The sequence below is a fragment of the Dyella sp. NPDC103356 genome, assembly GCF_055584465.1.
The window spans coordinates 1-21,848 of record NZ_JBVJLZ010000013.1 but is presented as its reverse complement, the minus strand read 5'-3'; the positions used below and the strand labels follow the sequence as shown (position 1 = coordinate 21,848).

Sequence of the window (21,848 nt, the reverse complement as noted above, 5' to 3'; positions counted from 1 at the left end):
GGGGTGCGGGGATTTTAAGTCCTCAGCGAAATCTATCGCGAACTACTCCGAGCCGGCGCAGTGACCGGGGGCGGCGTCGCCGCATTCTGATAACGATTCAACAGATCCTGCTGCTGCGCGCGATAGCGATCCTGATTCGCCTTGTCCGCATTGTCGGTCTGATTCAACAACGCCGAATTGTTCGCACTCGGCAGGCGCGCGGTGTTCTGAATATTTTGCTGCAGTTGCTGACGTTGTTGCTGCTTCTGCAACTGGTCATTGAGCTGCTGCTGTCGCTGTGCCTGCTGATATTGATACTGCGAAGCCGAAGGCACGATCACCCGCGGAGCGGGAGCAGGCCGGGGAGGCGGCGTGGTTTTCGGAGGTTGTGTCTGAGCGAAGACCTGGCCCGCACTCAACAGCAGACAAGCTGCAAGTGCACGCAAGAAATAGCGCCGAAAAACGATCGGCATCGGACCTGCGGTAACCAGACGTGTAATAGTCATATGAGTACGCGATCATGGAGGGATTGTTTGCGCCAATCTTACGGACCCGCCTATGAAATTCCTGTTTCGCGCGGTGTTGCTTGCCACTGTGGCATTCAGCACCGGTTGTGCCGTTTCGCCCGCCCTGCCGCCCGCGAACACGTCCACTACGGCCCCCGCCGCACCCGCCCCGCTGCTGCTGATCTCCATCGACGGTTATCGCGCCAACTACTTCGACCGCGGCATCAGCCCGACGCTCACCATGCTGGCGCAGAGCGGTGTCCATGCCGACGCGATGGAACCTTCCTTCCCGTCGCTGACCTTCCCCAACCACTACACCATTGTTACCGGCCTGCGCCCGGATCATCACGGCATCGTCAACAACACGATGACCGACCCGGTGCTGGGCAAGTTTTCGCTGGGCAATCGCGAAGCGGTCGCCGATCGTCGCTGGTGGGACGAGGGCACGCCGCTATGGGAAACCGTGCGCGAGCACGGCATGAAGAGCGCCACGATGTTCTGGCCGGGCTCGGAGTCGGACATCCAGGGGCACCATCCGGATTACTGGAAGCCTTACGACGGCAAGGTCACGCCGCCGCAACGGGTCGAGCAGGTCCTGGCGTGGCTCGATCTACCCGCCGACCAGCGCCCGACCTTCCTCACGCTGTACTTCGACGCTGTCGATCACGCCGGGCATGAATACGGCCCCGACACGCCGCAAGTCGATCAGGCCATTCGCGAAACCGATGCCGCCCTGGCGCAGCTCGTGGACGGGCTGAAGCAGCGCAAGCTGCTCGATCGCATCAATATCATCGTCGTGGCCGATCACGGCATGGCCGCCGTACCGCAGGAAAACAGCATTCTGCTGGACAAGCTGTTTGCCGTTGACGATGTCGATACGGTAAGCCTGGGCGTGCTGGCGGGTTTCAATCCCAAGCCGCACGGACAAAAGGAATTTGCCCGGATCGAAACACAGCTCGAACAGCCGCAGCAGCACATGCAATGCTGGGACAAGACGCGCGTGCCCAAGCGCCTTGCCTATGGCGGCAATGCACGCGTTCCGCAACTGCTTTGCCTTGCCGATGTCGGCTGGCGTATTGCCACCTCCGATGCGCTGGCCAAGCGCAAGGGCAAGGTGAGCCTGGGCGAGCACGGATACGACAACGCCGATCCGCTGATGCGTGCGCTCTTCATCGCGCATGGCCCTTCATTCAAGCAAGGTATCCGCGTCAAGGAATTCCCGAACGTGGACGTCTATCCGCTGATGACCCATCTGCTGCAGGTTCCGGCGGCTCCCAATGACGGCGACTACGATGCCGTCAAGGACATGCTCAAACCCTGAGCCATCGCAATGATGCGACCTCGATCGGATTTCGATCGAGGTCGCGATCTTCAGGGCATAGCGCCTTTGCTCATGGGCGTCGCTGGTGTCACGACACCTGCAAGCGGCGCAAGGCGATAGAGTCGCCAGGCAATCAACAAGCCGACCAACACCAGCCCGCCGACAAAGGCGGCGACGCCGTTCCAGCCATGCGCCGCATAAAACAGGCCGCCGCTGGCACCGGCAATGCTCGATCCCATGTAATAGGAAAACAGGTACATCGAAGACGCCTGCGCTTTCGATGCGCCCGCTCGCCGTCCTACCCAACTGCTGACAATGGAATGGCCGCCGAAGAAACCGAACGTCACCGCCACAATGCCGAGGATGACCAGCCATAACGCATCGGCCAAGGTCAGTGCGGTGCCGACCAGCATCATTGCGAAGGCTGTCCACAGCACCTTGCGGCGCCCCAGCTTGCCGGCGAGATGCCCCATCCAGGCAGAGCTGAAAGTGCCGACCAGATAGACGCTGAAAATCAGCCCAACGACCGCCTGGCTCAGGCGATATGGCGGCGCGAGAAGACGGTAGCCAAGATAGTTGTAGACCGTGACAAAGGCCCCCAGCAGCAGGAAACCTTCGGCGAACAGCCACGGTAACCCGGAATCGCGAAACATCGCCGCAAAGCGTCCGAACAACGCCTTCGCTGCCCAGGGCCTGGCTTCGAAATGCCGCGATGCCGGCAACGCACGCCCGAAGACCAACCCCGCGGCCAGACCGATCACACCGACCGCCGCAATACCGACCCGCCAGCCGAACCATTCGGCCAGCACGCCCGATACCAGCCGCCCACCCATGCCGCCGACCGCACTGCCGCTGATATAGAGGCCCATGCCAAGGCCGATCGAGTCCGCATGCATCTCTTCGCTGAGATACGTCATCGCTACCGCAGGCAGACCGCTCAGGCTCAGACCAAGCAACGTGCGCAACAGCAACAGCTGATGCCAGCCGGTCGTACACGCCGATAGGAGCACCAGCACGGCCGACGCCAGCAGCGACACCACCATCACCGGTTTGCGTCCCCAGCTATCGGACAGACCGCCGACAAACAGCATCGCCATGGCCAGCACGCCGGTGGTCACCGATAGCGACAGCGCGCTGGTTGCCGCGTCGATACCGTAGTGACGGCTGAATTCCGGCATCAGCGGCTGCACGCAATAAAGCAGCCCGAACGTCGACAGGCCCGCGGCAAACAGGGCCAGATTAGTGGCTCGAAAAGCAGGCGTACCGTGACGGATCCAGTCGTCTGTCTCGACCGTCGTGGCTTTTGAAATCGGCTGGTCCATGAGTGCACAGGATAAGCTGATGTACTGCATCAATCGATAACGATCACACGATGGACTTATAGCGATCGGCTATCGATCGATGACGGCGTCGAGAAGATCGACGACTGAAGACAATCTCGAAAACCCAACACCCGTCGTCATCCCGGCGTAGGCCGGGATGACGAGTAGGTAGGTTTGTCCAAACGCCCTCAAGCCAACGGTAGCCGCATGATGATTTCCAGGCCGCCACCTTCGGCATTCTTCGCCTCGATCTCGCCGCCATGGGCCTGTACCACGCGCTGCACAATCGCCAGGCCAAGCCCATGACCCTCTGCCCGCGACGCATTGCTGCCGCGATAGAAGGGACGGAACATCAGGCCGAGTTCTTCCTCGGGTACGCCGGGGCCGTGATCGCGAATGCGCAGTACGGCCGTGCCCTGCTCCAGCTCGGCATCCACCAGGATCTCACCACCTTCCGGGCTGAACTTGATCGCGTTCGAAATCAGGTTATCGAGCGCACGCTCAAGCAGGAGCGGGCTGCCTTGAATGGCGATGTCCGCATGTCCGGATGGACGCAACGTTACCTGTCGCGCCTGCGCATCCAGCGCTGCTGCATCTACGCGCTCGGCAATCATCGGCACAAGCGCTACTTGCTCGCGCTCCATGCCGGGCAAACCGGCTTCGAGCCGCGACAGCGCCAGCATTTCGCCGGTCATCCGATCCAGCCGCATGATCTCCCGCTCGGCATGCGCAAAATGCGGCGCGGCTTCGTCGGCACTGGCGCTATGCTGGGCCAGATCCATGATCAGATGCAGCCGGGCCAGCGGCGAACGCAATTCGTGCGACAGGTCCTGCAACACGCCGCGTTCGTGCGCGATCAAGGTCTCGATGCGTTCGGCCATGCCGTTGAAATCGCGCGACAGTTGACCGAGCTCATCATGCTTGCCTTTCCACGGCGTGCCCACGCGCGCGGAAAATTCGCCGGCGGCCATGCGCCGCGTCGCATCGCGCAGCGCCTCTACCGGCCGCGCCACGCTACGTGCCACCCACCAGCCGGCAATGGCGATAAACAGCAGCGACAAACCCAACTGCACGCCAAGGAAAATCTGTTGTCGCATACGCGGCGACACGCGTGCACGCGAACTGCTCGTCGCAACCATCTCGCGCACCGTGCCATCGCTGCCCGTGACCTGCTGCACGGCAACGTAGTAGCCGGGCCAGGGCTCGAGCTGGATATCGCGTTCGGCGTCCAGCCATTCGGGCACCTGGGCTCGTATCGAGGACGGCAGGCGCATCTCGCGCAAGGGTTGCCCGTTTTCGTAAAGCGTGACATCCACGCCATCGCGGCGCTCCTGCCGTGCCCAGGTCTCGAATCCCTCTTTGCCGCCCGCCTCCAGCGCCTGCGTCGCCGATTGCGCGATCGACGGCCAGTCGATGTCCTGTGCCGAGGAGTATTCGATAAAACGCCGCGTCAGCACGCCGCCGAGAAACAGCGCGAGCAAGGTGACGGCGCAGAACGAAAGCAACAGCCGCCAGAACAGCGGACTGCGCAAGGGACTCTTGAAACCTGTCATGCACGCGCTCCGCCGGCTACCAGTACGTAACCGGCACCGCGCACGGATTCGATACGCAGCGACGTTTCATCCGCCTCGCTCAACTTGTGGCGCAAGCGGCTGACATGCACATCGACGCTACGATCGAAGCGTTCGATCTCGCGTCCCAGCGCGGCACGCGTCAGCGTTGCCTTGTCGATTACCTCTCCGGTGCGCTGCGCCAACGTAAGCAGCAACAGGAACTCCGCACCGGTGAGGCTGAGTTCCTGCTCGTTGACATAGGCGCGGCGCTCGCCGGGCAGCAGCCGCAATTGACCGATCGTCAATGCCGCGGCGCCTTCCACCGTGTGTCGGCGCAACTGCGCACGCACGCGGGCAAGCAGCTCGCGCGGCAGGCAGGGTTTGGAAAGATAGTCGTCCGCACCGAGCTCCAGGCCGACCACCCGATCGACCGGCTCGCCACGCGCGGACAACATGATTACCGGCAGGCGGTACTGCAGGCGCAGCTCGCGCAGGGTATCGAGGCCGTTCTGCCCTGGCATCATCACATCGAGAATCATCAGGTCCGGGCGCGTGGTCGGGTCCCGCAGCTGGGCCAGCGCGGCCTCGCCGTCATGCACCACATCGACCTGCAACCCCTCGCGGCGCAGATATTCGGCCAGCAAGGCACAGAGTTCGCGGTCGTCGTCGACGATAAGGATTCGGGACATGGGGGGATGTTAATGGGGAACAGGGAGCGCGTTTGATGGTGGAATCTTGCGATCGTCGCAAGCCTACGGTTTATTCCCTGTTTCCTGCCCCGTCTTTACCCATCTTTACGTACCCGCAAAGGTCTTAAACGCCCCGTTGTCGTCCAATATGTTCGCAAGTGAGTCGTCCCCCCAACGGAGCAAACACCATGCGTAAGATTCTTCCCCTGTCGTTCCTCCTCACCGCTGCCCTTGGCTGCTCGGCGCTCGTCTTCGCCGCCCCGCAGGACGGTGGCCCGGCCGGTGGCGGCCCGGGTGGCTGGCACGGCGGTCATCGTGGCCATCACGGCGCGTTCATGGCGCTGAAGAAGCTCAACCTGACCGACGATCAGAAGGCCCAGGTGAAGCAGATCTTCCAGCAGGGCTTTGCCCAGCTGAAGCCGCAGATGCAGGCCGTGCGTCAGCAGCGCGCCGCCTTCGAAGCGATGACCCCGGATGCGGTCGGCTACCAGCAGGCTGCTGCCAGCCTCGCCCAGGCCGAAGCCAGCCTGACCCAGGCTCGCGTGACCCAGGGCGCCACCACCCGCGCCCAGGTCTACAACATCCTGACCAGCTCGCAGAAGGCTCAGCTCGCCACGCAAAAAGCCGAGCGCCAGCAGCGCATCCAGCAGTGGAAGCAACAGCACGCGCAGCAAGCTGCAGGTACCACCCAGTCCGCGCAGTAATCACTGCACGTGACAAGCCGCCGGCTCGCGCCGGCGGCTTTTTTTTGCCCTGTTTTTTTAGCGCGAGGACATCTCAGCGCGAAGACAACGCCGGTGCTTGCTGCGCGGGTACCCATACTGGCGTCGCGTATCCGGCCGGCTTGTCACCCACGGCGACGCCACCATGGATGCGCGTCTGCTGCGTGTCGCCGAACATGTAATACGGGAACGGCGTTTCCGGGGCGCTGGCGACGGCCAGTCGCTGACGCAGTTCCTGCGGCAGTTCGAAATCGAGTGCGGCAAGGTTGTCGTCCAGTTGCGCCAGCTTGGTCGCGCCGACGATCACCGAACCGACGCCCGGCTGCGTCGCCACCCAGTTCAAGGCGACCTGCGCCATCGGCTTGTCGATAGCCTTGGCCACCTGTTCCAGCTCGGCAACGATGCGCCAGTTGCGCTCGGTGAAGCGATCGAAACCAGGCGCGCCGGAAACCTTGGCCAGCCGGCCGTCCCCGGTACCGCCGCCCTCGCCCGGACGATACTTGCCCGACAACAGACCCATACCGAGCGGGCTCCAGGCGGTAATACCCATGCCGAGCTGCGTGGCGAGCGCGGTGTATTCGTGTTCGATATGACGCTCGATCAACGAGTATTCCAACTGCAGATTCACCAGCGGCGTCAGCGCGTGCGCCTGTGCCCAGGTCTGCGCACGTGCCGCATACCATGCCGGCACATCCGACAGGCCTGCGTAGCGAATCTTGCCAGCGCGCACCAGGTCGTCCAGCGTGCGCATCACCTCTTCGGCCGGCGTGATGCGGTCCCAGGTATGCAGCAGGTACAGGTCGATGTAGTCGGTCTGCAACCGGCGCAATGAACCCTCCACGGCACGCATGATGTTCTTGCGGCCGTTACCACCGGCGTTCGGATTGCCCGGTTGCGCGTTGTAGGTGAACTTGGTCGCCAGCACCACGCGATCGCGCGTGCCGCTAGCGGCAATGAACTGGCCAAGCAAGGTTTCGCTGTGGCCCTCGGTGTACATGTCAGCGGTATCGATGAAATTGCCGCCACGCTCCAGGTAGCGATCGAACATGGCACGAGCGGTTTCTTCCGGCGCGCCCCAGCCCCATTGATCACCGAACGTCATGGCGCCCAACGAGAGGCGGCTGACGCGCAAACCGGACTGGCCCAGGGTGTAGTAATGATCGAGCGACATGGCGAACTCCTCGAGGGCTAAAGGGATGGGGATGAAGGGCGGCTTGGCCGCCGGCTCGAGGCAAAGTCTGCGCCTTGCTATTCCCTTGAAAAATAGGCATCTTCTTGATGCTTTATTTAGATGAGCTAATTAATGCGTGACGAGCATGCTGCAGCTTTACGCGCTTTCCGGCTGATCGCCCGGTATGGCAGCTTTACCCGTGCCGCGGCCGAGCTGGAGGTCACGCCATCCGCGCTGAGCCAGACGCTCAAGCAACTGGAAGCCAGCGTCGGCGTGCGACTGCTGCATCGGACCACACGTCAGGTGGGCCTGACCGAAGCCGGCACCGATTTCCTGGCGCGCATCACGCCGGCGTTGAATGAAATCGACGCTGCCATGGAAGCGCTGCGCCAACATGGCGAACGTCCCGCCGGCACCCTGCGCGTGACGATGCCGCAGAACTTGCTCGACTGGTTGATCGGGCCGGTACTGGTGGAATTCTTGCGCACCTATCCGGATGTGAAACTCGAGGTGTTGTGCGATAGCCGCCTGGTCGACCTGGTGGCCGAAGGGTTCGATGTTGGCATTCGACTGGGCGAGCGCCTGGCGCGCGACGTGGTCGCCGTGCCTCTGGGCGACAAGGTGCGTGCGGTGGTTATCGGTTCACCGGCGTACTTCGCAAAATACGGTCGACCGCAGCATCCGCGCGACCTGGAACAGCATGCATGCGTGCGCTACCGCTACGTCGGCAGCGGAGCGATCTATCGTTGGGAATTTGCCCATCACAGCGGCGCATCGCGCGGGCAATGGTTCGATATGGATGTCGATGGCCCCATCACCACCAACGAACCGGCGATTGGCATCCATGCCGCCCTGGAAGGGCTCGCCTTGATGCATGCGGTGGAGCCGATGGTGCGCAAGGCCATCGCCGCAGGCCACCTGGAAACGGTGCTCAATCCGTGGCTACCGCCGTTCGACGGTTTCTATCTCTACTACCCCAGCCGTTTCCAGGTGCCGCCGAAACTGCGCGTGTTTATCGATTTTCTACGTGAACGATTGGCCAACACGCTTTAGCGATAACGGCCTTCGACCCACACGTGGCCCGGTGCCCAGTAGCCCGGCACCCAGACACGCTCGTAATGCGGATGACGCGGCTCGACCACCACGCATCCCGTCAATGCAGCGGCGCTGGCGAGCAAGGCGGCGGTGCTCAGGCAGATCATCATCAAACGACGCATAGGTGCGCTCCTCTCGTGGACTCACGACGGGAAACGCGATCGTTCGAATTCACGATGACACGCATGACTTGGCGTCGATAACTTCCGTTCATGCCAAGTACCTGCGGTCGCCTTACGCGCATTCAGGTGGCGGCAAGCTGCTCCACCACGCTGCGATACCGCGCGGCAATGCCCGCTTCATCACGATGATGGAAATCGCGCACCACCCACTGCCCACCGACCAGCACGTCGCGCACCAGCGGCGCGTTGCCGGCAAACAAGAAGCTGTCCATGACGGCATTGGCCGAGCGCGCAGCAAGTTGCGGAGCCTCATCGTCCAATACGATCAGGTCGGCGCGCGCGCCTTCGCGCAATTCGCCGATCGGCAAGCCCGCAGCGCGTGCACCGCCTTGCAGTGCGGCCCGCCATAGCGTCTCGCCCACGCTGTCGCGTTCCTTGCGTGCGGCGATGTTGCGATGCCGCGTCGCCAGGCGTTGGCCATATTCGAGCCAGCGTAGTTCTTCGACCGGTGATACCGAAATATGCGAGTCCGAGCCGATACCGAGCACGCCGTGCGCATCCAGGTAATCGGACAAGGGAAACAAGCCATCGCCAAGATTCGCCTCGGTGGTCGGACACAAACCAACGACCGCTCCGCTGCGTGCGATCTGCCGCACTTCGCGGTCTTCGACATGCGTGGCGTGTACCAGGCACCAGCGAGCATCGACGTCGGCATGATCGAACAGCCACTCCACCGGCCGCGCGCCGCGCGTGGCCAGACAGTCCTGCACTTCGCCGATCTGTTCGGCGATGTGAATGTGAATCGGCATGTCGCGCGTCAGCTCGGCAGCGAGCACCTCGCGCATTGCGACTTCCGGTACGGCACGCAAGGAGTGCAAGGCGACACCGACGCGCAGATCGCCGCGCTCGTGGCGGCGCAAGGTCTCCAGCAGGCGCAGATAGGCATTCACGTCGTGACCGAAGCGCCGCTGGCGTGCGGTCAACGCGCGGCCATCGAAGCCGCCGCTCATATAGAGCACGGGCAACAAGGTAAGCGCGATGCCCGCTTCGCGCGCCGCTTCGATCAGGGCCAGCGACATCGCCTCGGCCTGCGCGTACGGCGTGCCGTCGGGGCGATGGTGCAGATACTGGAACTCGCAGACCTGGGTGTAACCCGCCTTGAGCATTTCCACGTAAAGCTGCGCGGCAATCGCCTTGAGCTGTTCCGGCCCGATGGCGGCGGCGAAGGCATACATGGTTTCGCGCCAGGTCCAGAAACTGTCGTCGCTGCGTCCCTTGCGCTCGGCCAGACCGGCCATGGCGCGCTGGAACGCATGCGAATGCAGGTTCGGCATACCCGGCAGCACCCAGGCGCCAAGGCGCTCCGCGGGGCCGTCGGTAGGGCCCAGATGTCCGCTCGCATCGACCGCCACCACGCCGTCGCTGCTCCATCCATCGGCCAGCCAGAGTTGATCGGCGCGGTAATTACGGGGACGGTCGGTATCGGTCATAACGAGGACTCGGCGGGGATCGCAGGCAGTTTAGATGAACTGCATAACTTCGCGGCTCTCGCGTTCACGCCATTTCATCCATAATTAAGCACATGGCCAAGAAAACCCCCGAGCACACTCCCAAGCTGCTGGTGCGTCAGGCCGTTCCCGCCGACGTACCCGCCCTGGTCGATCTGACCGCCCGCGTCTACACGCCCGAATGGGGCCATTCGGAGGAAATGCTCCGCTCACAGCAGACGCATTTTCCGGAAGGCCAGTTCGTCGTCGAATACGAAGGGCGTCTGGTCGGCTATTGCGCCACCTTCCGCATCGACGAAGCGACCGCGCTGGCGCCGCATACCTGGATGCAGATCACCGGTGGCGGCATGGCGTCGCGACACAAGGCCGATGGCAACTGGCTGTATGGCATGGAAGTGGTGGTGCATCCGGATTTTCGCGGCATGCGCATCGGCCAGCGTCTGTATCAGGCACGCAAGCGGCTGTGCACGGACCTGAAGCTGCGCGGCATCGTGTTCGGCGGCCGCATTCCCGGACTGGCGCGCAACATCCAGCGCTATGGCAGTGCCGAGGGCTATGTTCAGGCCGTGCTCGAAGGCAAGCGCCGCGACCTGACCTTGAGCTTTCAGCTCAACAACGAATTCCAGGTCATTGGCCTGCTGCGCGGCTATGTACCGTCCGACTACGACTCGCTCGGTTACGCCGCGCATCTGGTGTGGCGCAACCCGCGTCTGCTCAATCACCCGGATACGCCGTCGATTCCCACACCGCAACGCCTGCCCGACTCGGTGCGCGTCGCTTCGGTGCAGTACCAGCAGCGGCGGATCAAGTCGTTTGAAGAATTCGCCACGCAGGTCGAATACTTCACCGATATCGCCGCCGACTACAACGCCGACTTCGTCACCTTTCCCGAACTGATCACGCTGCAATTGCTGTCGATCGAGAACGAAGAGCTGTCGGCGGTCGCAGCGATTCGCAAGCTGAGCCATTACACGCCACAGGTGAAGGAGCTTTTCACGCGCCTGGCGGTGCACTACAACATCAACATCATCGCCGGCTCGCATCCGACCGAGCAGACCAATGGCGATATCCATAACGTCTGCTACGTCTGCCTGCGCGACGGTTCGCTGCACGAGCGCGAAAAGCTGCATCCGACGCCCAGCGAACGCACCGTGTGGAATATCACCGGCGGCGACACCGCGGCGACGATCCAGACCGACTGCGGACCGATCGGCGTGATGATCTGCTATGACTCCGAATTCCCCGAGGTCGCGCGGCACCTGACCGACCAGGGCGCCTTGATCCTGTTCGTACCGTTCTGCACCGACGTGCGTGAAGGCTATCTGCGCGTGCGCTATTGCTCGCAAGCGCGCGCCATCGAGAACCAGTGCTACGTCGTGCTGTCGGGCAATGTCGGCAACCTGCCCGGCGTCAATAACTTCGATATTCAGTACGGCCAGAGCTGCATTCTCACGCCGAGCGATTTCCCGTTTGCGCGCGACGGCATTGCAGCCGACTCCACACCGAATATCGAGACGGTGCTCTTTGCCGACCTCAGCCTGGAAAATCTCGCACGTGCACGCAACTCGGGCGCGGTGCAGAATCTCAAGGATCGCCGTTTCGATCTGTACGAAACCCGTTGGACGCGCAAGCCGGAAAGCAGCAAATGAATGAGCAGGATCCGCACGACGAACCACCCGTGCGCGCACCTCAAGGACGACTGCAACGGCTTGCCGCCAGCAACGATCTCTTCTCGCCGGTGCAATGGCGCCGCCGCATCCTGTTCTGGAGCGGCGCAGTGCTGGTCGGCCTGGCGGCGGTGGGTTTCGCGCAGGCAGCGGACTATGTCTTCGGCCTGTTTCAAAAAGTCGTCACGCACAATCGCCTCTGGGCGTTTCTGATCACGCCCGCCACCTTCGCCGTGCTGGCCTGGCTGACGGCAGGAGCACTCAAGCCGACACGTGGCTCGGGTATTCCGCAGGCCATTGCGGCCCTGAAGGTCGAGGACGAAGGTTTTCGCAGCAACCTGCTCAGCTTGCGGGTGGCGATCGGCAAGATGGCGTTGACTCTGGCTGCACTGCTCGGTGGCGCATCGGTTGGCCGCGAAGGCCCGACGGTGCACGTCGGCGCAGGCTTGCTGTACTCGCTCGGGCGCCGTTTCGGGTTTGCCGAGCCGGCCGCCGTAGGACGCTTCATCCTGGCCGGTTCCGCCGCAGGCCTGGCGGCGGCATTCAATACACCGCTTGCCGGCGTGGTGTTCGCGATCGAAGAAATGAGCGGCGCGTTCGAACATCGCATCAGCGGCATCCTGCTTACGGCAGTCATCATTTCCGGCGTCGTATCGTTGGGCATCCTGGGCAATTACGCCTATTTCGGCCAATTCAACATCGCCCTGCCGCTGGGTGAAGCGTGGTGGGCCGTATTGGCCACCGGCATTGTCTGCGGCCTGGCCGGCGGCCTGTTCGCGCGCCTGATCCTGCCCAGCGACACCGGTTTCCGCGGCGCGGTGGGGCGCTTGCGCGCGCGCCAGCCCGTCGTATTTGCGGCGGCCTGCGGCCTCGCCCTGGTCCTGCTCAGCCAACTGACGCACAACGGCTTGTATGGCACCGGCTACGCGCAGGCCAAGGCCCTGCTCGAAGGGCATGCGGATACGGTTACCGGTTTTGGCGCACTGAAGTTCCTCGGCAACATTGCTTCGTATTGGGCCGGCATTCCCGGCGGCATCTTCTCTCCGGCGCTGGCCGTCGGCGCGGGCCTGGGCAGCAACATCGCGGCGCTGATGCCTGGCATCGATCCGGCGTCGATCATTCTGCTGGCGATGGCCGCCTACCTTTCCGGCGTCACGCAAGCACCGCTGACGGCAACGGTCATCTCGATGGAGCTGACCGCCAATCAACAGATGGCCCTGCCGATCATGGCCACGTGCCTGCTCGCTCGCGCTACGTCGACCCTGGTTTGCCGCAAGCCGGTGTACAAGGCATTGGCGGACAAACTGATCCACGATTTCGAACAGCGCAAGGCGGTTGAAGCGGCGGCAACACCCGCCGATGCTGCCGTAGACGACACTCAAGCCGAGCCGACGAAGCCGACACCATGACCTGGGATACCTTGCTGATCAACGCCGAGCTGGCGACGTTCGCCACCGATGCGCCCTATGGCCTGATCTCCGACGGCGCCATCGCCCTGCGCGACGGCAAGATCGCCTGGGTCGGCAAGCATGCCGACCTGCCCGCGAACGCCGAGGTGAAGAACACCATCGACCTGGATGGCGCGCTGGTCACCCCCGGACTTATCGATTGCCATACGCATCTGGTCTTCGGCGGCGATCGTGCGCATGAATTCGATCTGCGCCTCAATGGCGCCACCTACGAAGAGATCGCGCGCGCCGGCGGCGGCATCGCGTCGACGGTCAACGCCACACGCGCAGCCGACGAAGCGCAATTGCTCGCACAGTCCTTGCCACGTGCTCACGCCCTGCTCGCCGATGGCGTCACCACGCTGGAAATCAAATCCGGCTATGGGCTGGAACTGGAGACCGAGCGTCGCATGATGCAGGTCGCGCGACGCATCGGTAGCGAGCTGGGCATCGATGTGCGCACCACGTTTCTTGGCCTGCACGCCTTGCCCGCATCCCATAAGGATCAACGCGAGGCGTACGTCACCGCCGTTTGCGACCAGATGCTGCCGGCGCTTGCCGACGAAGGCCTGGTCGATGCCGTCGACGCGTTCTGCGAGAACATCGGTTTTACCCGCGAAGAGACGCGTCGCGTATTCGAACGCGCCAAGGCGCTGGGCCTGCCGGTAAAACTGCATGCGGAGCAACTTTCCGATCAGGACGGTGCCGCGCTCGTTGCCGAATACCGCGGCCTGTCTGCCGATCATCTGGAATACCTGAGCGATAGCGGTATCGCCGCCATGGCAGCGGCCGGTACGGTGGCTGTGCTGTTGCCGGGCGCTTTCTATGCATTGCGCGAAACCAAACTGCCGCCGATAGCGGCGCTTCGCGATCGACACGTAGCGATGGCCATCGCTACCGACTGCAACCCGGGCACCTCGCCGCTGCTGTCGCTACGCCTTGCCGCCGGCATGGCGTGCACGCTGTTTCGTCTTACGCCCGAAGAAGCCTTGCGTGGCGTCACGGTGCATGCGGCACGTGCGCTGGGTTTACGAGATCGCGGCACCCTGGAGGTGAATCAACGCGCCGACCTGGTGGTCTGGAACGTTCGACGGCCTGCCGAGCTGTGTTATTGGATTGGGGGATCGCTGGCGCGCAGCGTGTACGTCGCAGGACGGTCCATCGCATTCGACTGAAGATAACCGCCTATTTTTTGTAGGAGCAACTTCAGTCGCGACGAGGCTCGCGAAAGCCGACAACCGAAGCCACTGGGTCCCGGCCTACGCCGGGATGACGATAAGAAAAGCCGAGGCTATTCGAGGCCCCCTGAGCGTGCAGGCAAAAAAAAGCCCCCGCTAACGGGGGCTCTTGGGCCGAGTCGGATGACTCAGGCCGACTTCTTCTTCGGCGCGGCCTTCTTGGCGGCAGCCGGCTTGGTCACGGTGTCCTTCGTGCCGACCACGGCCGGCTGGGCGCTGTGCAAGCGGCTGTTGCCGTAGCTGCCACGATAGGTCTTGCCGCGACGGGTTCTACGATCGCCCTTACCCATGGGGAAACTCCTGATATATATGAAAGTGACGGCCAAACATCGTATCAGTGCCGGCCCAAAGCGCAAGGGTCAGCCTGAACGGGGGCCTTGCTCAGGCGTTCAATGATGACCGTGACCGGCGCAGCCCAGGGGCTCGTCCGGGCACGGGCCCGGATCGATCTGCACGGTCGCATGCTGAATACCGAAACGATCGTTCAGCACGTCCTTGATGACTTTCAGCGCCTGCGCGCTTTGGCCGTCTTCGTGCACTTCGGCATGCAAGGTCGCCATGCGCGAACCGGAGGCCAGCTGCCAGACATGAACGTGGTGAACATCGCGGATCGATGCATCGGCATGGCGCAGGGTTTCGGTGATTTCGGCGGTATCCATGCCCTCGGGCACGCCCTCCAGCAGGATATGCGCCGAGCGCCGCAGCAGGCCCCAGGCGCTGCCCAGGATAAGCAGCGAAACCAGCATCGAAAGCACTGGATCGGCCCAGTTCCAGCCCATCCAACGCACCGCCAGCGCTGCCAGTACGGCGGCCACCGAACCGAGCAAGTCACCCAGCACATGCAAGGTGGCGCCCGCCAGATTGACGTCGTCGTGGGCATGGCCGTGGAGCGTGCGCAAGACCACCACGTTGACGGCCAGGCCAATCAACGCAACTACCAGCATCACGCCGGAAAGAATCTCGCCCGGATGGAACAGGCGCATGATCGCCTCGTAGGCGATAAAAGCGACCAGCACGAACTGCGTCAGCGCGTTGACGAAACCGGCAAGTACCTCCAACCGCCCATAGCCATAGGTGCGCCGCGCATCGGCCGGACGCTTGGCCAGCCATGCGCCGACAACGGCAAGCAGCAACGCCAGCGAGTCGACCAGCATGTGCCCGGCATCCGCCAGCAGCGCCAGCGAGCCGGACCAAAAGCCGCCAAAGGCCTCGGCGACCATCATCAGTACAGTCAGGACAAAGGCAAACAGCAGCTTGCGTTCACGACCTGCGCCGGCTACGGCGCCGTGATCATGGTCGTGGTGCGCATGATCGTCATGGTCGTGCGAATGCGCGTGTGTGGAGTTCATAGGTGCGAATGCTAGGAAGCGAGTGCGTCGTTACACAATCACGACGCACTCGACGCTCGCATCAATGGGCATGACCGTGATGCGCATGGCCCAGCCGGCGATCGGCGCGCAAATTGACGAAATGCGCTGCTGCCACCAGGAAACCACCGCAAGTCACCATCACGCTGTGCAGCATGATCGAGTAGTTCTCGGCAAAGGTGACGCCAATGACCAGCAGGATCAGCCCCGGCAAGGCGAGCAGCAACGGCAGCGGCCGGCGATGACGGCGATAACCGTTGCCAAGCGCAAACATGGCCAGGGCACTGGCGAACAGGACAAAGCCCCGCTCGAATTCATGACTGCCCAGGAAGCTGAGGCCGATCAACGGCAGGAAGGCCAGCACAAACGGCAAGGCCGCACAGTGGATCGCGCAAAGGAACGATGCCGTCGCACCAAGGCGATCGGCAATTGACCAGAGCCGGGTTTTGCTTTCTTGCTCGGAGTCCATCGGGGATTGGGCAGCAGAAGCAGTAGGGGATAACCGATATGTTATATTGTAACAAGCGAGAAAGCCATACCCCTGACGGTACCGCGCCATCGCACTCCCGTCGAGCAGCCCGCGCGTTCAACGAGCCACGACCGATCACATAAAAAAGGCGCGATGTCTTACATCGCGCCCTTTACCTTTTTAACGTTGGACCCGCTTCAACCCTTGCGGCAGTCCTTGCACACGCCGTGAACTTCCAGCGTCTGCCCCTGCGCGCGGAAACCGAAGGCCCTGGCCTGTGCATCGATCAGTTCGGCGACACGCTCGTCGCAGACTTCCTGCGCGCTCGAGCAGACGTCGCAAATCAGGAACGGCACCTGGTGCGCCTCGGCCGGATGATGGCAGGACACGAAGGCATTGATCGACTCGAGCTTGTGGATGAACTGATGCTCGAGCAGGAAATCCAGTGCGCGGTACACCGTCGGCGGCGCGGCATTGCCGTGACGCTCGCGCAGTTGATCGAGCAGGTCATACGCCTTGATCGGCTTGCCTGCCGCCGCGATCAGTTCGAGGACTTCCTTGCGCAGCGGCGTCAGGCGCAGCCCGCGCTCTTCGCTGGCCTCTTCGACCGCGCGCACGAAGCCGGCCGGGTCATCGTGATGATGATGCCCATGGCTGTGGTCTTTACTGGTTGCGCTTTGAGTCAATGCATTCACCTCGACGCGGATCATAGCACCGGCCGTTATAAGGACTCGTTCAGCTGCCTTTTCGGCGCAGCGGGGGCGGTTCGACCCGCTTCTTGACCGGGCGCAGCACGACAACCCAGCCGATCGGGCCCAGCAAGGCCGCCAGCCAGACGCCTTGCCACAGCCGGCCGCGCCACCAGCCCAGGATCGCCCCGACGACGACAAAGGCCACGCTCCACCAGAACAGCGAAGCCCATGGCACCAGGTATATCAGGTTGAAAAAGACTTTCCAGAACGCGCCAGGGTCGTCCGGATCGACGCCCTGCATGGCCCGACTCAGCAGCTCATCCATGCGGTGCCTCGCCCGATCCATGTCGTACGAGGCGCCATGAACGCATCGCGATCAGCCCCGGGCCTTGGCAATCGCCACATCGATACGCGCAAGCGCTTCCTCGCGGCCAGCCAGATAAACCGTGTGATCGATCGACGGCGAGACCTGCGTACCGGTCATCGCCACGCGCAACGGCTGGGCGATCTTGCCCATGCCCAGCGCCAGCGACGCGGCGACCTGCTCGACCACGCCATGGATCGCGGCAGGCGTCCATTCGGTCAACGCGACCAGGCCGGCACGCGCCGCCTCCAGCACACCGATGGCGCTGTCGTTCTGCAGATGCTTGACCACGGCCTTGTCGTCCCACTCGACGATCGGGCCGTACCAGATCTTCGCGCGCTCGGTCATTTCCTTCAGCGTCTGCACGCGATCGCGCAAGGCGACGATCACATCGGCGGGCGCCGGGCCCTTGCTGAAATCGATACCTGCGCGCTCGAGATGCCAGGTGAATTCCGGCACGATCGACTCGGGCGTATCGGTCTTGAGGTAATGCTGGTTGAGCCACGCGAGCTTTTCGACGTCGAAGCGCGAAGCGGCCTTGTTGACGTCGCCGATATCGAACAGCTTGACCATCTCCTCGCGCGAGAAGATTTCCTGGTCGCCATGCGACCAGCCCAGCCGCACCAGGTAATTGAGCAGCGCATGCGGCAGGAAGCCGGCGTCGCGATACTCCATCACGCTGACCGAATTGGTGCGCTTGGACAGCTTCTTGCCTTCCTGGTCGAGGATCATCGGCAGGTGCGCGAACTCCGGCACGGCGGCACCGAGTGCGTGATAGATATTGATCTGGCGCGGCGTGTTGTTGACATGATCGTCGCCGCGGATCACCTCGGTGATGCCCATGTCGATATCGTCGACGACCACGGCGAAGTTATAGGTAGGCCAGCCGTCCGAGCGAAAGATCACCAGATCGTCTAGCTCAGCATTGGCCCACTCCACGCGGCCCTTGACCTTGTCATCGAACACCACCGTGCCTTCGAGCGGGTTCTTGAAACGGATGACCCGGTTGGGATCGTCGCGCAGAGGCTCGTTGCGCTCGCGGTAATAGCCGTTGTAGCGCGGCTTCTCGCCACGCGCCATCGCCGCCTCGCGCATTGCCTCGATCTCGTCTTTGCTTTCGTAGGCGTAATAAGCTTTACCGGCAGCGAGCAGTTCGTCGGCGACCTGCTTGTAGCGGGCCAGGCGATGCGTCTGATAGATCGGCGCCTCGTCCGCATCCAGCTCCAGCCAGTGCATCGCGTCGAGAATCGCCTTGACGGCTTCGTCCGTCGACCGCTCGCGGTCGGTATCCTCGATACGCAGCACGAACTGGCCGCCGCGGCGGCGCGCTTCCAGCCAGCAATACAAGGCGGTGCGTGCACCACCGATGTGCAGGAAGCCGGTGGGACTGGGGGCAAAGCGGGTGCGTACGGTCATCAGGATGTCTATGGGGAGCGCAAGGTGAATGGTGGATTTTAACGGATATGGCCGCGTTCTCCGTAGCCAGCTGATAATCATTGCGGCGCTATGTCTGGCCACGCCGGCCTGGGCCGATGACGAGCCCAGCTACGACCGGCCCGGCTATGGCTTTGCGCCAAGCGCCCTGGGACACGGCGGTTTTGCCTATGAGCAGGGCCTGCCGACCTGGACACTGGGCCACGATGACGGCGTACGCAGCAGCCAGTACACCACCGACAGCCTGCTGCGCATCGGCCTGGGCGCCAACCTGGAGCTGCAGCTGGGAAGCTCGCCGTTCAACCGGCTGAGTCAAAGCGGCCAGGGGAGCTCACAGGTGAGCTACGGCCATGGCGACAGCTCGGTGGGGTTGAAGCTCGGCCTGCCCTCTTCCGATCCGAACTGGAGTTGGGCTCTGTTGGGCACGGTCGAATTCACCGATGGTGCCCGCGACATCCGCAATGACCGCCGTCAGTACACGCTGGGGCTGGCCGTGCAGCAACAGGTAGACGACAAGCAACAGTGGAGTTATTTCGCTCAGGCGCAGCAGATGGGCGGGCAAAGCAACTTCATTGCCGCCGCCGACTACAACTATGCGATCACCAAGGCCTGGGGTGTGTATGGCGAGATCGCGGGGCTGCATGGCGACGGGCAGAACGGCATGCAGATCGGCAACGGCTTTACCTGGTTGCCCAATCCGCGCCTGCAGTTCGACGTTTCGTGGCGCCGGCGCATCGCCGGACATGCCAACGATTGGGAAGGCGGATTGGGCGTGGCGATCTACTTCGGCCGCTGATCCGGGCGCGCAAGCGACGCGGCAAACCCATCCACGATCATCTGCACGCCACGCTCGAACCGCACGTCGTAGCCATCGAACAGATCTGCGCCGATGCTGCGGGTGAGCGGAAATCGCTCTGCATCTACTCGCTGCTCGCGCGCATCCAGTGCGTAACGCGGATCGCGCTCGCCAGTGGGCGACAGCACCGCCTGCTGCTCCAGCGTAAAGCCGATCACATAGCTGTAGACGGTGCCCAGGCAGGCGGTCGCGTCCGAAGGCGCAATGCCTTCTGCCTGGAAAGCTTCGAGAATTCGCTCCATCGGCTGATACAGGCTGCCGTCGCGCATATGCGAGCCGCCGACCATGCGGGCGCCATCGCGATAGCGCAGCAAGGCAGCACGCAAGGCCAGACTGAAATTCAGGCAACCGGCGCGCCAGCCCTTCGGCGGCCCGTCACTCACCAGCGCGGGAACCAGCCCTGCGAGCACTTCAGTCGCCATCTCGTCGATCAGATCCTGCTTGCTCTTGAAGCGCCAATAGAGGCTGGGCGCCTTGACGCCCAATTCGGCGGCAATGCCACGCAGGGTCAATCCTTCCAGGCCTACCTCGTTCAGGAGCTTCAATCCGGCCTGAACTACCGGTTCGCGTGCGACTTTCATAGCGCCTCTAACGTTGTTAGTTAACCTCTAACCGTGTTAGATTGTATAGACTAACAACGTTAGATTGGAGCCGACAATGCATCCCTTCACGCCGGAAGTCCTGATTATTGGTGCAGGCCCCACCGGCCTCACCCTGGCCTGCGACCTGGCCCGCCGCCACATTTCGTTCCGCCTGATCGATGCCGCCGCAGAGCCGTTCCGCGGCTCGCGCGGCAAGGGCACCCAGCCACGCAGCCTTGAGGTATTGGAGGACCTTGGCGTTGCCGAAGAACTGTTGCGCGACGGCCGCTTCCACCTGCCGATTCGCTTCTATCGCACCGACGGCGGCCACGAGGACACGGATCTGCATGCCGGCCGCCATCCGCGGCCCGATGTCCCCTATGCATCGTCGATGCTGATTCCCCAGTGGCGCGTGGAGAAGGCGATCCGCGAACGCATGCTGGCACTCGGTGGGCAGGTGGAATACGGCGTATCCCTCGCGGCGGTCGAGCAGGACCTCGATGGTGTGACAGCTACGCTCACGCATGCCGATGGCCGCACCGAGCAGGTGCGCAGCGCTTATGTGGTCGGTTGCGATGGTGGGCGCAGTACAACGCGCAAGCTGGCCGGCATTGCCTTCGATGGCGAGACCATCGAGACACATCGCATGCTGGTTGGCGACGTCAGCGCCACCGGCCTGGACCGCGATCACTGGCATACGTGGCGTGGCAAGGACGGGTTTGTCGCACTGTGTCCCCTGCCCGGCACGCAGCAGTTTCAATGTCAGGCGAGCATCGGACCGGCTTTTGACGAGGAACCGTCGCTCCAGGCATTCCAGCGCATCGTTCAGGAGCGCAGCGGTCGTACGGATATCGTGCTGTCCGATCCCACCTGGATGTCGCTATGGCGCGCCAACGTGCGCATGGTCGACCGCTACCGTGTCGGTCGACTGTTCCTTGCCGGTGATGCGGCGCATGTACATTCCCCGGCGGGCGGCCAGGGGATGAATACCGGTATCCAGGATGCGTACAACCTGGGCTGGAAACTGGCTGCCGTGCTTCGTGGCGCCGATCCGGCACTGCTCGATAGCTACGAAGAAGAGCGACTGCCGGTGGCCCAATGGCTGCTGGGGCTGTCGAGCAAGCTGCATCTGCAGACCTTCAACGATCAGCGCATTGCCGGCAGGCGCGATGAAGAAACCTTGCAGCTAGGGATCCATTACCGCCATGGGGCGCTAAGCCGCGAGCTGCGCGTGGAACCGGGCTCGCTGCGCGCCGGCGACCGCGCGCCGGATGCGCCGGGTTTGCGCGATGCGCAGGGAGAGCATCGTCTGTTTGATTTTTTCCGTGGCCCTCACATTACCGTGCTGGCTTTTGGCGAGGGATGGGATGCGATGCTCGAAGCATTGCGCGTACGCCATGGCGATGCGTTGAACATCGTGGCCATCGGCGACGGGCTTGCGGACACCGAAGGCCATGCGAGCGCCGCTTATGGTGTGGATGGAAGCGCGCTGTTTGTCGTGCGCCCTGATGGCTATATCGGGCTGGCTACTCAGGATCGATCGGCTTTGCCGGTAGAGCAGTACTTGTCGCTGCTGCTGGCGTGATGCTTGGAGCGTGGGAGGTCGAGGGCCTAAAAGCCCCCCTCACCCCAACCCTCTCCCCCGGCGAAGTGTATGGACCGGGGACATAGGTGACAGGTGTTCGGGGACATGGGTAACAGGTTAATCCATCGGGTCGTTGGCGGTCAGATCGATCCTCCGGAC

At 63.0% G+C, this 21,848-nt stretch carries 22 protein-coding genes; 8 read left to right on the top strand and 14 right to left on the bottom strand.

What is annotated here, in order from left to right; genetic code table 11:
• Nucleotides 1-32: 32 nt before the first annotated feature.
• A complete protein-coding gene (locus ACZ6WW_RS21945) occupies nt 33-485 on the bottom strand; it encodes a hypothetical protein (RefSeq protein WP_465276081.1) in 453 nt (150 codons plus the stop codon).
• Nucleotides 486-537: 52 nt separating this feature from the next.
• Here ACZ6WW_RS21945 and ACZ6WW_RS21940 point away from each other — a divergent pair, with 52 nt between their 5' ends.
• Complete coding sequence (locus tag ACZ6WW_RS21940) at nt 538-1,806, top strand: alkaline phosphatase family protein (RefSeq protein ID WP_465276080.1); 1,269 nt, start codon at nt 538-540, stop codon at nt 1,804-1,806.
• Between the two features lie 50 nt (nt 1,807-1,856).
• Here ACZ6WW_RS21940 and ACZ6WW_RS21935 read toward each other — a convergent pair whose 3' ends face one another.
• From ACZ6WW_RS21935 to ACZ6WW_RS21925, 3 genes are all read right to left on the bottom strand, one after another.
• Complete coding sequence (locus ACZ6WW_RS21935) at nt 1,857-3,128, bottom strand: MFS transporter (RefSeq protein WP_465276079.1); 1,272 nt, start codon at nt 3,126-3,128, stop codon at nt 1,857-1,859.
• Nucleotides 3,129-3,316: 188 nt separating this feature from the next.
• Nucleotides 3,317-4,681 carry a HAMP domain-containing sensor histidine kinase gene (locus ACZ6WW_RS21930; protein ID WP_465276078.1) on the bottom strand — a complete coding sequence of 455 codons (1,365 nt, stop codon included), beginning with the start codon at nt 4,679-4,681 and terminating at the stop codon, nt 3,317-3,319.
• A complete protein-coding gene (locus tag ACZ6WW_RS21925) occupies nt 4,678-5,370 on the bottom strand; it encodes a response regulator (protein WP_465276077.1) in 693 nt (230 codons plus the stop codon). Before ACZ6WW_RS21925 ends, ACZ6WW_RS21930 begins: the two co-directional genes overlap by 4 nt.
• 188 nt (nt 5,371-5,558) lie before the next feature.
• Between ACZ6WW_RS21925 and ACZ6WW_RS21920 the strand changes: the two genes are divergently transcribed.
• Nucleotides 5,559-6,074, top strand: coding sequence for a Spy/CpxP family protein refolding chaperone (locus tag ACZ6WW_RS21920; protein WP_465276076.1), 516 nt, complete (start codon nt 5,559-5,561; stop codon nt 6,072-6,074).
• 73 nt (nt 6,075-6,147) lie between these two features.
• Here ACZ6WW_RS21920 and ACZ6WW_RS21915 read toward each other — a convergent pair whose 3' ends face one another.
• Nucleotides 6,148-7,263 (bottom strand): aldo/keto reductase, encoded by a 1,116-nt coding sequence (locus ACZ6WW_RS21915; protein ID WP_465276075.1) that lies wholly within the window; start codon nt 7,261-7,263, stop codon nt 6,148-6,150.
• A gap of 132 nt (nt 7,264-7,395) precedes the next feature.
• Between ACZ6WW_RS21915 and ACZ6WW_RS21910 the strand changes: the two genes are divergently transcribed.
• Entirely contained in the window at nt 7,396-8,316 is a 921-nt protein-coding gene (locus ACZ6WW_RS21910; RefSeq protein WP_465276074.1) for a LysR family transcriptional regulator, read from the top strand.
• Here ACZ6WW_RS21910 and ACZ6WW_RS21905 read toward each other — a convergent pair.
• Together ACZ6WW_RS21905 and ACZ6WW_RS21900 are read right to left on the bottom strand one after the other, a co-directional pair.
• Nucleotides 8,313-8,480 (bottom strand): hypothetical protein, encoded by a 168-nt coding sequence (locus tag ACZ6WW_RS21905; RefSeq protein ID WP_281852702.1) that lies wholly within the window; start codon nt 8,478-8,480, stop codon nt 8,313-8,315. The genes ACZ6WW_RS21910 and ACZ6WW_RS21905 overlap by 4 nt on opposite strands.
• Before the next feature lie 122 nt (nt 8,481-8,602).
• Nucleotides 8,603-9,970, bottom strand: coding sequence for a formimidoylglutamate deiminase (locus tag ACZ6WW_RS21900; protein ID WP_465276073.1), 1,368 nt, complete (start codon nt 9,968-9,970; stop codon nt 8,603-8,605).
• Nucleotides 9,971-10,062: 92 nt separating this feature from the next.
• Between ACZ6WW_RS21900 and ACZ6WW_RS21895 the strand changes: the two genes are divergently transcribed.
• The 3 genes from ACZ6WW_RS21895 to hutI are packed head-to-tail and all read left to right on the top strand — an operon-like array spanning nt 10,063 to nt 14,278.
• A complete protein-coding gene (locus ACZ6WW_RS21895) occupies nt 10,063-11,637 on the top strand; it encodes a bifunctional GNAT family N-acetyltransferase/carbon-nitrogen hydrolase family protein (protein ID WP_281852699.1) in 1,575 nt (524 codons plus the stop codon).
• The gene (locus ACZ6WW_RS21890) at nt 11,634-13,064 is read left to right on the top strand and encodes a chloride channel protein (RefSeq protein WP_465276072.1); all 1,431 of its coding nucleotides are present in this window, start codon (nt 11,634-11,636) and stop codon (nt 13,062-13,064) included. The genes ACZ6WW_RS21895 and ACZ6WW_RS21890 overlap by 4 nt, the downstream gene beginning before the upstream one ends.
• On the top strand, nt 13,061-14,278 hold the full coding sequence (gene hutI / locus ACZ6WW_RS21885; RefSeq protein ID WP_465276071.1) for an imidazolonepropionase: 1,218 nt from the start codon (nt 13,061-13,063) through the stop codon (nt 14,276-14,278). The genes ACZ6WW_RS21890 and hutI overlap by 4 nt, the downstream gene beginning before the upstream one ends.
• Before the next feature lie 191 nt (nt 14,279-14,469).
• Here the strand turns inward: hutI and ACZ6WW_RS21880 are convergent, their stop codons facing one another.
• From ACZ6WW_RS21880 to gltX, 6 genes are all read right to left on the bottom strand, one after another.
• Entirely contained in the window at nt 14,470-14,631 is a 162-nt protein-coding gene (locus ACZ6WW_RS21880) for a 30S ribosomal protein THX (protein WP_465276070.1), read from the bottom strand.
• A 99-nt stretch (nt 14,632-14,730) separates the two neighbouring features.
• Complete coding sequence (locus ACZ6WW_RS21875) at nt 14,731-15,690, bottom strand: cation diffusion facilitator family transporter (RefSeq protein WP_465276069.1); 960 nt, start codon at nt 15,688-15,690, stop codon at nt 14,731-14,733.
• Between the two features lie 61 nt (nt 15,691-15,751).
• Nucleotides 15,752-16,177 (bottom strand): MerC domain-containing protein, encoded by a 426-nt coding sequence (locus ACZ6WW_RS21870; protein WP_465276068.1) that lies wholly within the window; start codon nt 16,175-16,177, stop codon nt 15,752-15,754.
• Nucleotides 16,178-16,374: 197 nt separating this feature from the next.
• Entirely contained in the window at nt 16,375-16,887 is a 513-nt protein-coding gene (locus ACZ6WW_RS21865) for a transcriptional repressor (RefSeq protein ID WP_465276067.1), read from the bottom strand.
• 25 nt (nt 16,888-16,912) lie between these two features.
• Entirely contained in the window at nt 16,913-17,194 is a 282-nt protein-coding gene (locus ACZ6WW_RS21860) for a hypothetical protein (RefSeq protein ID WP_465276066.1), read from the bottom strand.
• Nucleotides 17,195-17,245: 51 nt separating this feature from the next.
• On the bottom strand, nt 17,246-18,649 hold the full coding sequence (gltX, locus tag ACZ6WW_RS21855) for a glutamate--tRNA ligase (protein ID WP_465276065.1): 1,404 nt from the start codon (nt 18,647-18,649) through the stop codon (nt 17,246-17,248).
• Nucleotides 18,650-18,677: 28 nt separating this feature from the next.
• On the opposite strand from gltX, the gene ACZ6WW_RS21850 reads away from it, so the two are divergent.
• The gene (locus tag ACZ6WW_RS21850; RefSeq protein WP_465276064.1) at nt 18,678-19,463 is read left to right on the top strand and encodes a transporter; all 786 of its coding nucleotides are present in this window, start codon (nt 18,678-18,680) and stop codon (nt 19,461-19,463) included.
• Here ACZ6WW_RS21850 and ACZ6WW_RS21845 read toward each other — a convergent pair.
• Nucleotides 19,448-20,104, bottom strand: coding sequence for a TetR/AcrR family transcriptional regulator C-terminal domain-containing protein (locus ACZ6WW_RS21845; protein ID WP_465276063.1), 657 nt, complete (start codon nt 20,102-20,104; stop codon nt 19,448-19,450). The two genes, ACZ6WW_RS21850 and ACZ6WW_RS21845, sit on opposite strands and share 16 nt — an antisense overlap.
• Nucleotides 20,105-20,180: 76 nt before the next feature.
• On the opposite strand from ACZ6WW_RS21845, the gene ACZ6WW_RS21840 reads away from it, so the two are divergent.
• Complete coding sequence (locus tag ACZ6WW_RS21840; RefSeq protein ID WP_465276062.1) at nt 20,181-21,689, top strand: FAD-dependent oxidoreductase; 1,509 nt, start codon at nt 20,181-20,183, stop codon at nt 21,687-21,689.
• The last annotated feature ends 159 nt before the right edge of the window (nt 21,690-21,848 follow it).

Bases quoted from the DNA above. Each gene is read 5' to 3' on its own strand.
- ACZ6WW_RS21890 (WP_465276072.1), top strand. From the start codon at position 11,634: ATGAATGAGCAGGATCCGCACGACGAACCACCCGTGCGCGCACCTCAA.
- ACZ6WW_RS21870 (WP_465276068.1), bottom strand. From the start codon at position 16,177: ATGGACTCCGAGCAAGAAAGCAAAACCCGGCTCTGGTCAATTGCCGAT.
- ACZ6WW_RS21850 (WP_465276064.1), top strand. From the start codon at position 18,678: ATGGTGGATTTTAACGGATATGGCCGCGTTCTCCGTAGCCAGCTGATA.
- ACZ6WW_RS21900 (WP_465276073.1), bottom strand. From the start codon at position 9,970: ATGACCGATACCGACCGTCCCCGTAATTACCGCGCCGATCAACTCTGG.
- ACZ6WW_RS21945 (WP_465276081.1), bottom strand. From the start codon at position 485: ATGACTATTACACGTCTGGTTACCGCAGGTCCGATGCCGATCGTTTTT.
- ACZ6WW_RS21930 (WP_465276078.1), bottom strand. From the start codon at position 4,681: ATGACAGGTTTCAAGAGTCCCTTGCGCAGTCCGCTGTTCTGGCGGCTG.
- ACZ6WW_RS21845 (WP_465276063.1), bottom strand. From the start codon at position 20,104: ATGAAAGTCGCACGCGAACCGGTAGTTCAGGCCGGATTGAAGCTCCTG.
- ACZ6WW_RS21940 (WP_465276080.1), top strand. From the start codon at position 538: ATGAAATTCCTGTTTCGCGCGGTGTTGCTTGCCACTGTGGCATTCAGC.
- ACZ6WW_RS21915 (WP_465276075.1), bottom strand. From the start codon at position 7,263: ATGTCGCTCGATCATTACTACACCCTGGGCCAGTCCGGTTTGCGCGTC.
- ACZ6WW_RS21895 (WP_281852699.1), top strand. From the start codon at position 10,063: ATGGCCAAGAAAACCCCCGAGCACACTCCCAAGCTGCTGGTGCGTCAG.
- ACZ6WW_RS21880 (WP_465276070.1), bottom strand. From the start codon at position 14,631: ATGGGTAAGGGCGATCGTAGAACCCGTCGCGGCAAGACCTATCGTGGC.
- ACZ6WW_RS21910 (WP_465276074.1), top strand. From the start codon at position 7,396: ATGCGTGACGAGCATGCTGCAGCTTTACGCGCTTTCCGGCTGATCGCC.
- ACZ6WW_RS21905 (WP_281852702.1), bottom strand. From the start codon at position 8,480: ATGCGTCGTTTGATGATGATCTGCCTGAGCACCGCCGCCTTGCTCGCC.
- ACZ6WW_RS21875 (WP_465276069.1), bottom strand. From the start codon at position 15,690: ATGAACTCCACACACGCGCATTCGCACGACCATGACGATCATGCGCAC.
- ACZ6WW_RS21935 (WP_465276079.1), bottom strand. From the start codon at position 3,128: ATGGACCAGCCGATTTCAAAAGCCACGACGGTCGAGACAGACGACTGG.
- ACZ6WW_RS21920 (WP_465276076.1), top strand. From the start codon at position 5,559: ATGCGTAAGATTCTTCCCCTGTCGTTCCTCCTCACCGCTGCCCTTGGC.
- ACZ6WW_RS21925 (WP_465276077.1), bottom strand. From the start codon at position 5,370: ATGTCCCGAATCCTTATCGTCGACGACGACCGCGAACTCTGTGCCTTG.
- ACZ6WW_RS21840 (WP_465276062.1), top strand. From the start codon at position 20,181: ATGCATCCCTTCACGCCGGAAGTCCTGATTATTGGTGCAGGCCCCACC.
- gltX (WP_465276065.1), bottom strand. From the start codon at position 18,649: ATGACCGTACGCACCCGCTTTGCCCCCAGTCCCACCGGCTTCCTGCAC.
- ACZ6WW_RS21865 (WP_465276067.1), bottom strand. From the start codon at position 16,887: ATGATCCGCGTCGAGGTGAATGCATTGACTCAAAGCGCAACCAGTAAA.
- ACZ6WW_RS21860 (WP_465276066.1), bottom strand. From the start codon at position 17,194: ATGGATGAGCTGCTGAGTCGGGCCATGCAGGGCGTCGATCCGGACGAC.
- hutI (WP_465276071.1), top strand. From the start codon at position 13,061: ATGACCTGGGATACCTTGCTGATCAACGCCGAGCTGGCGACGTTCGCC.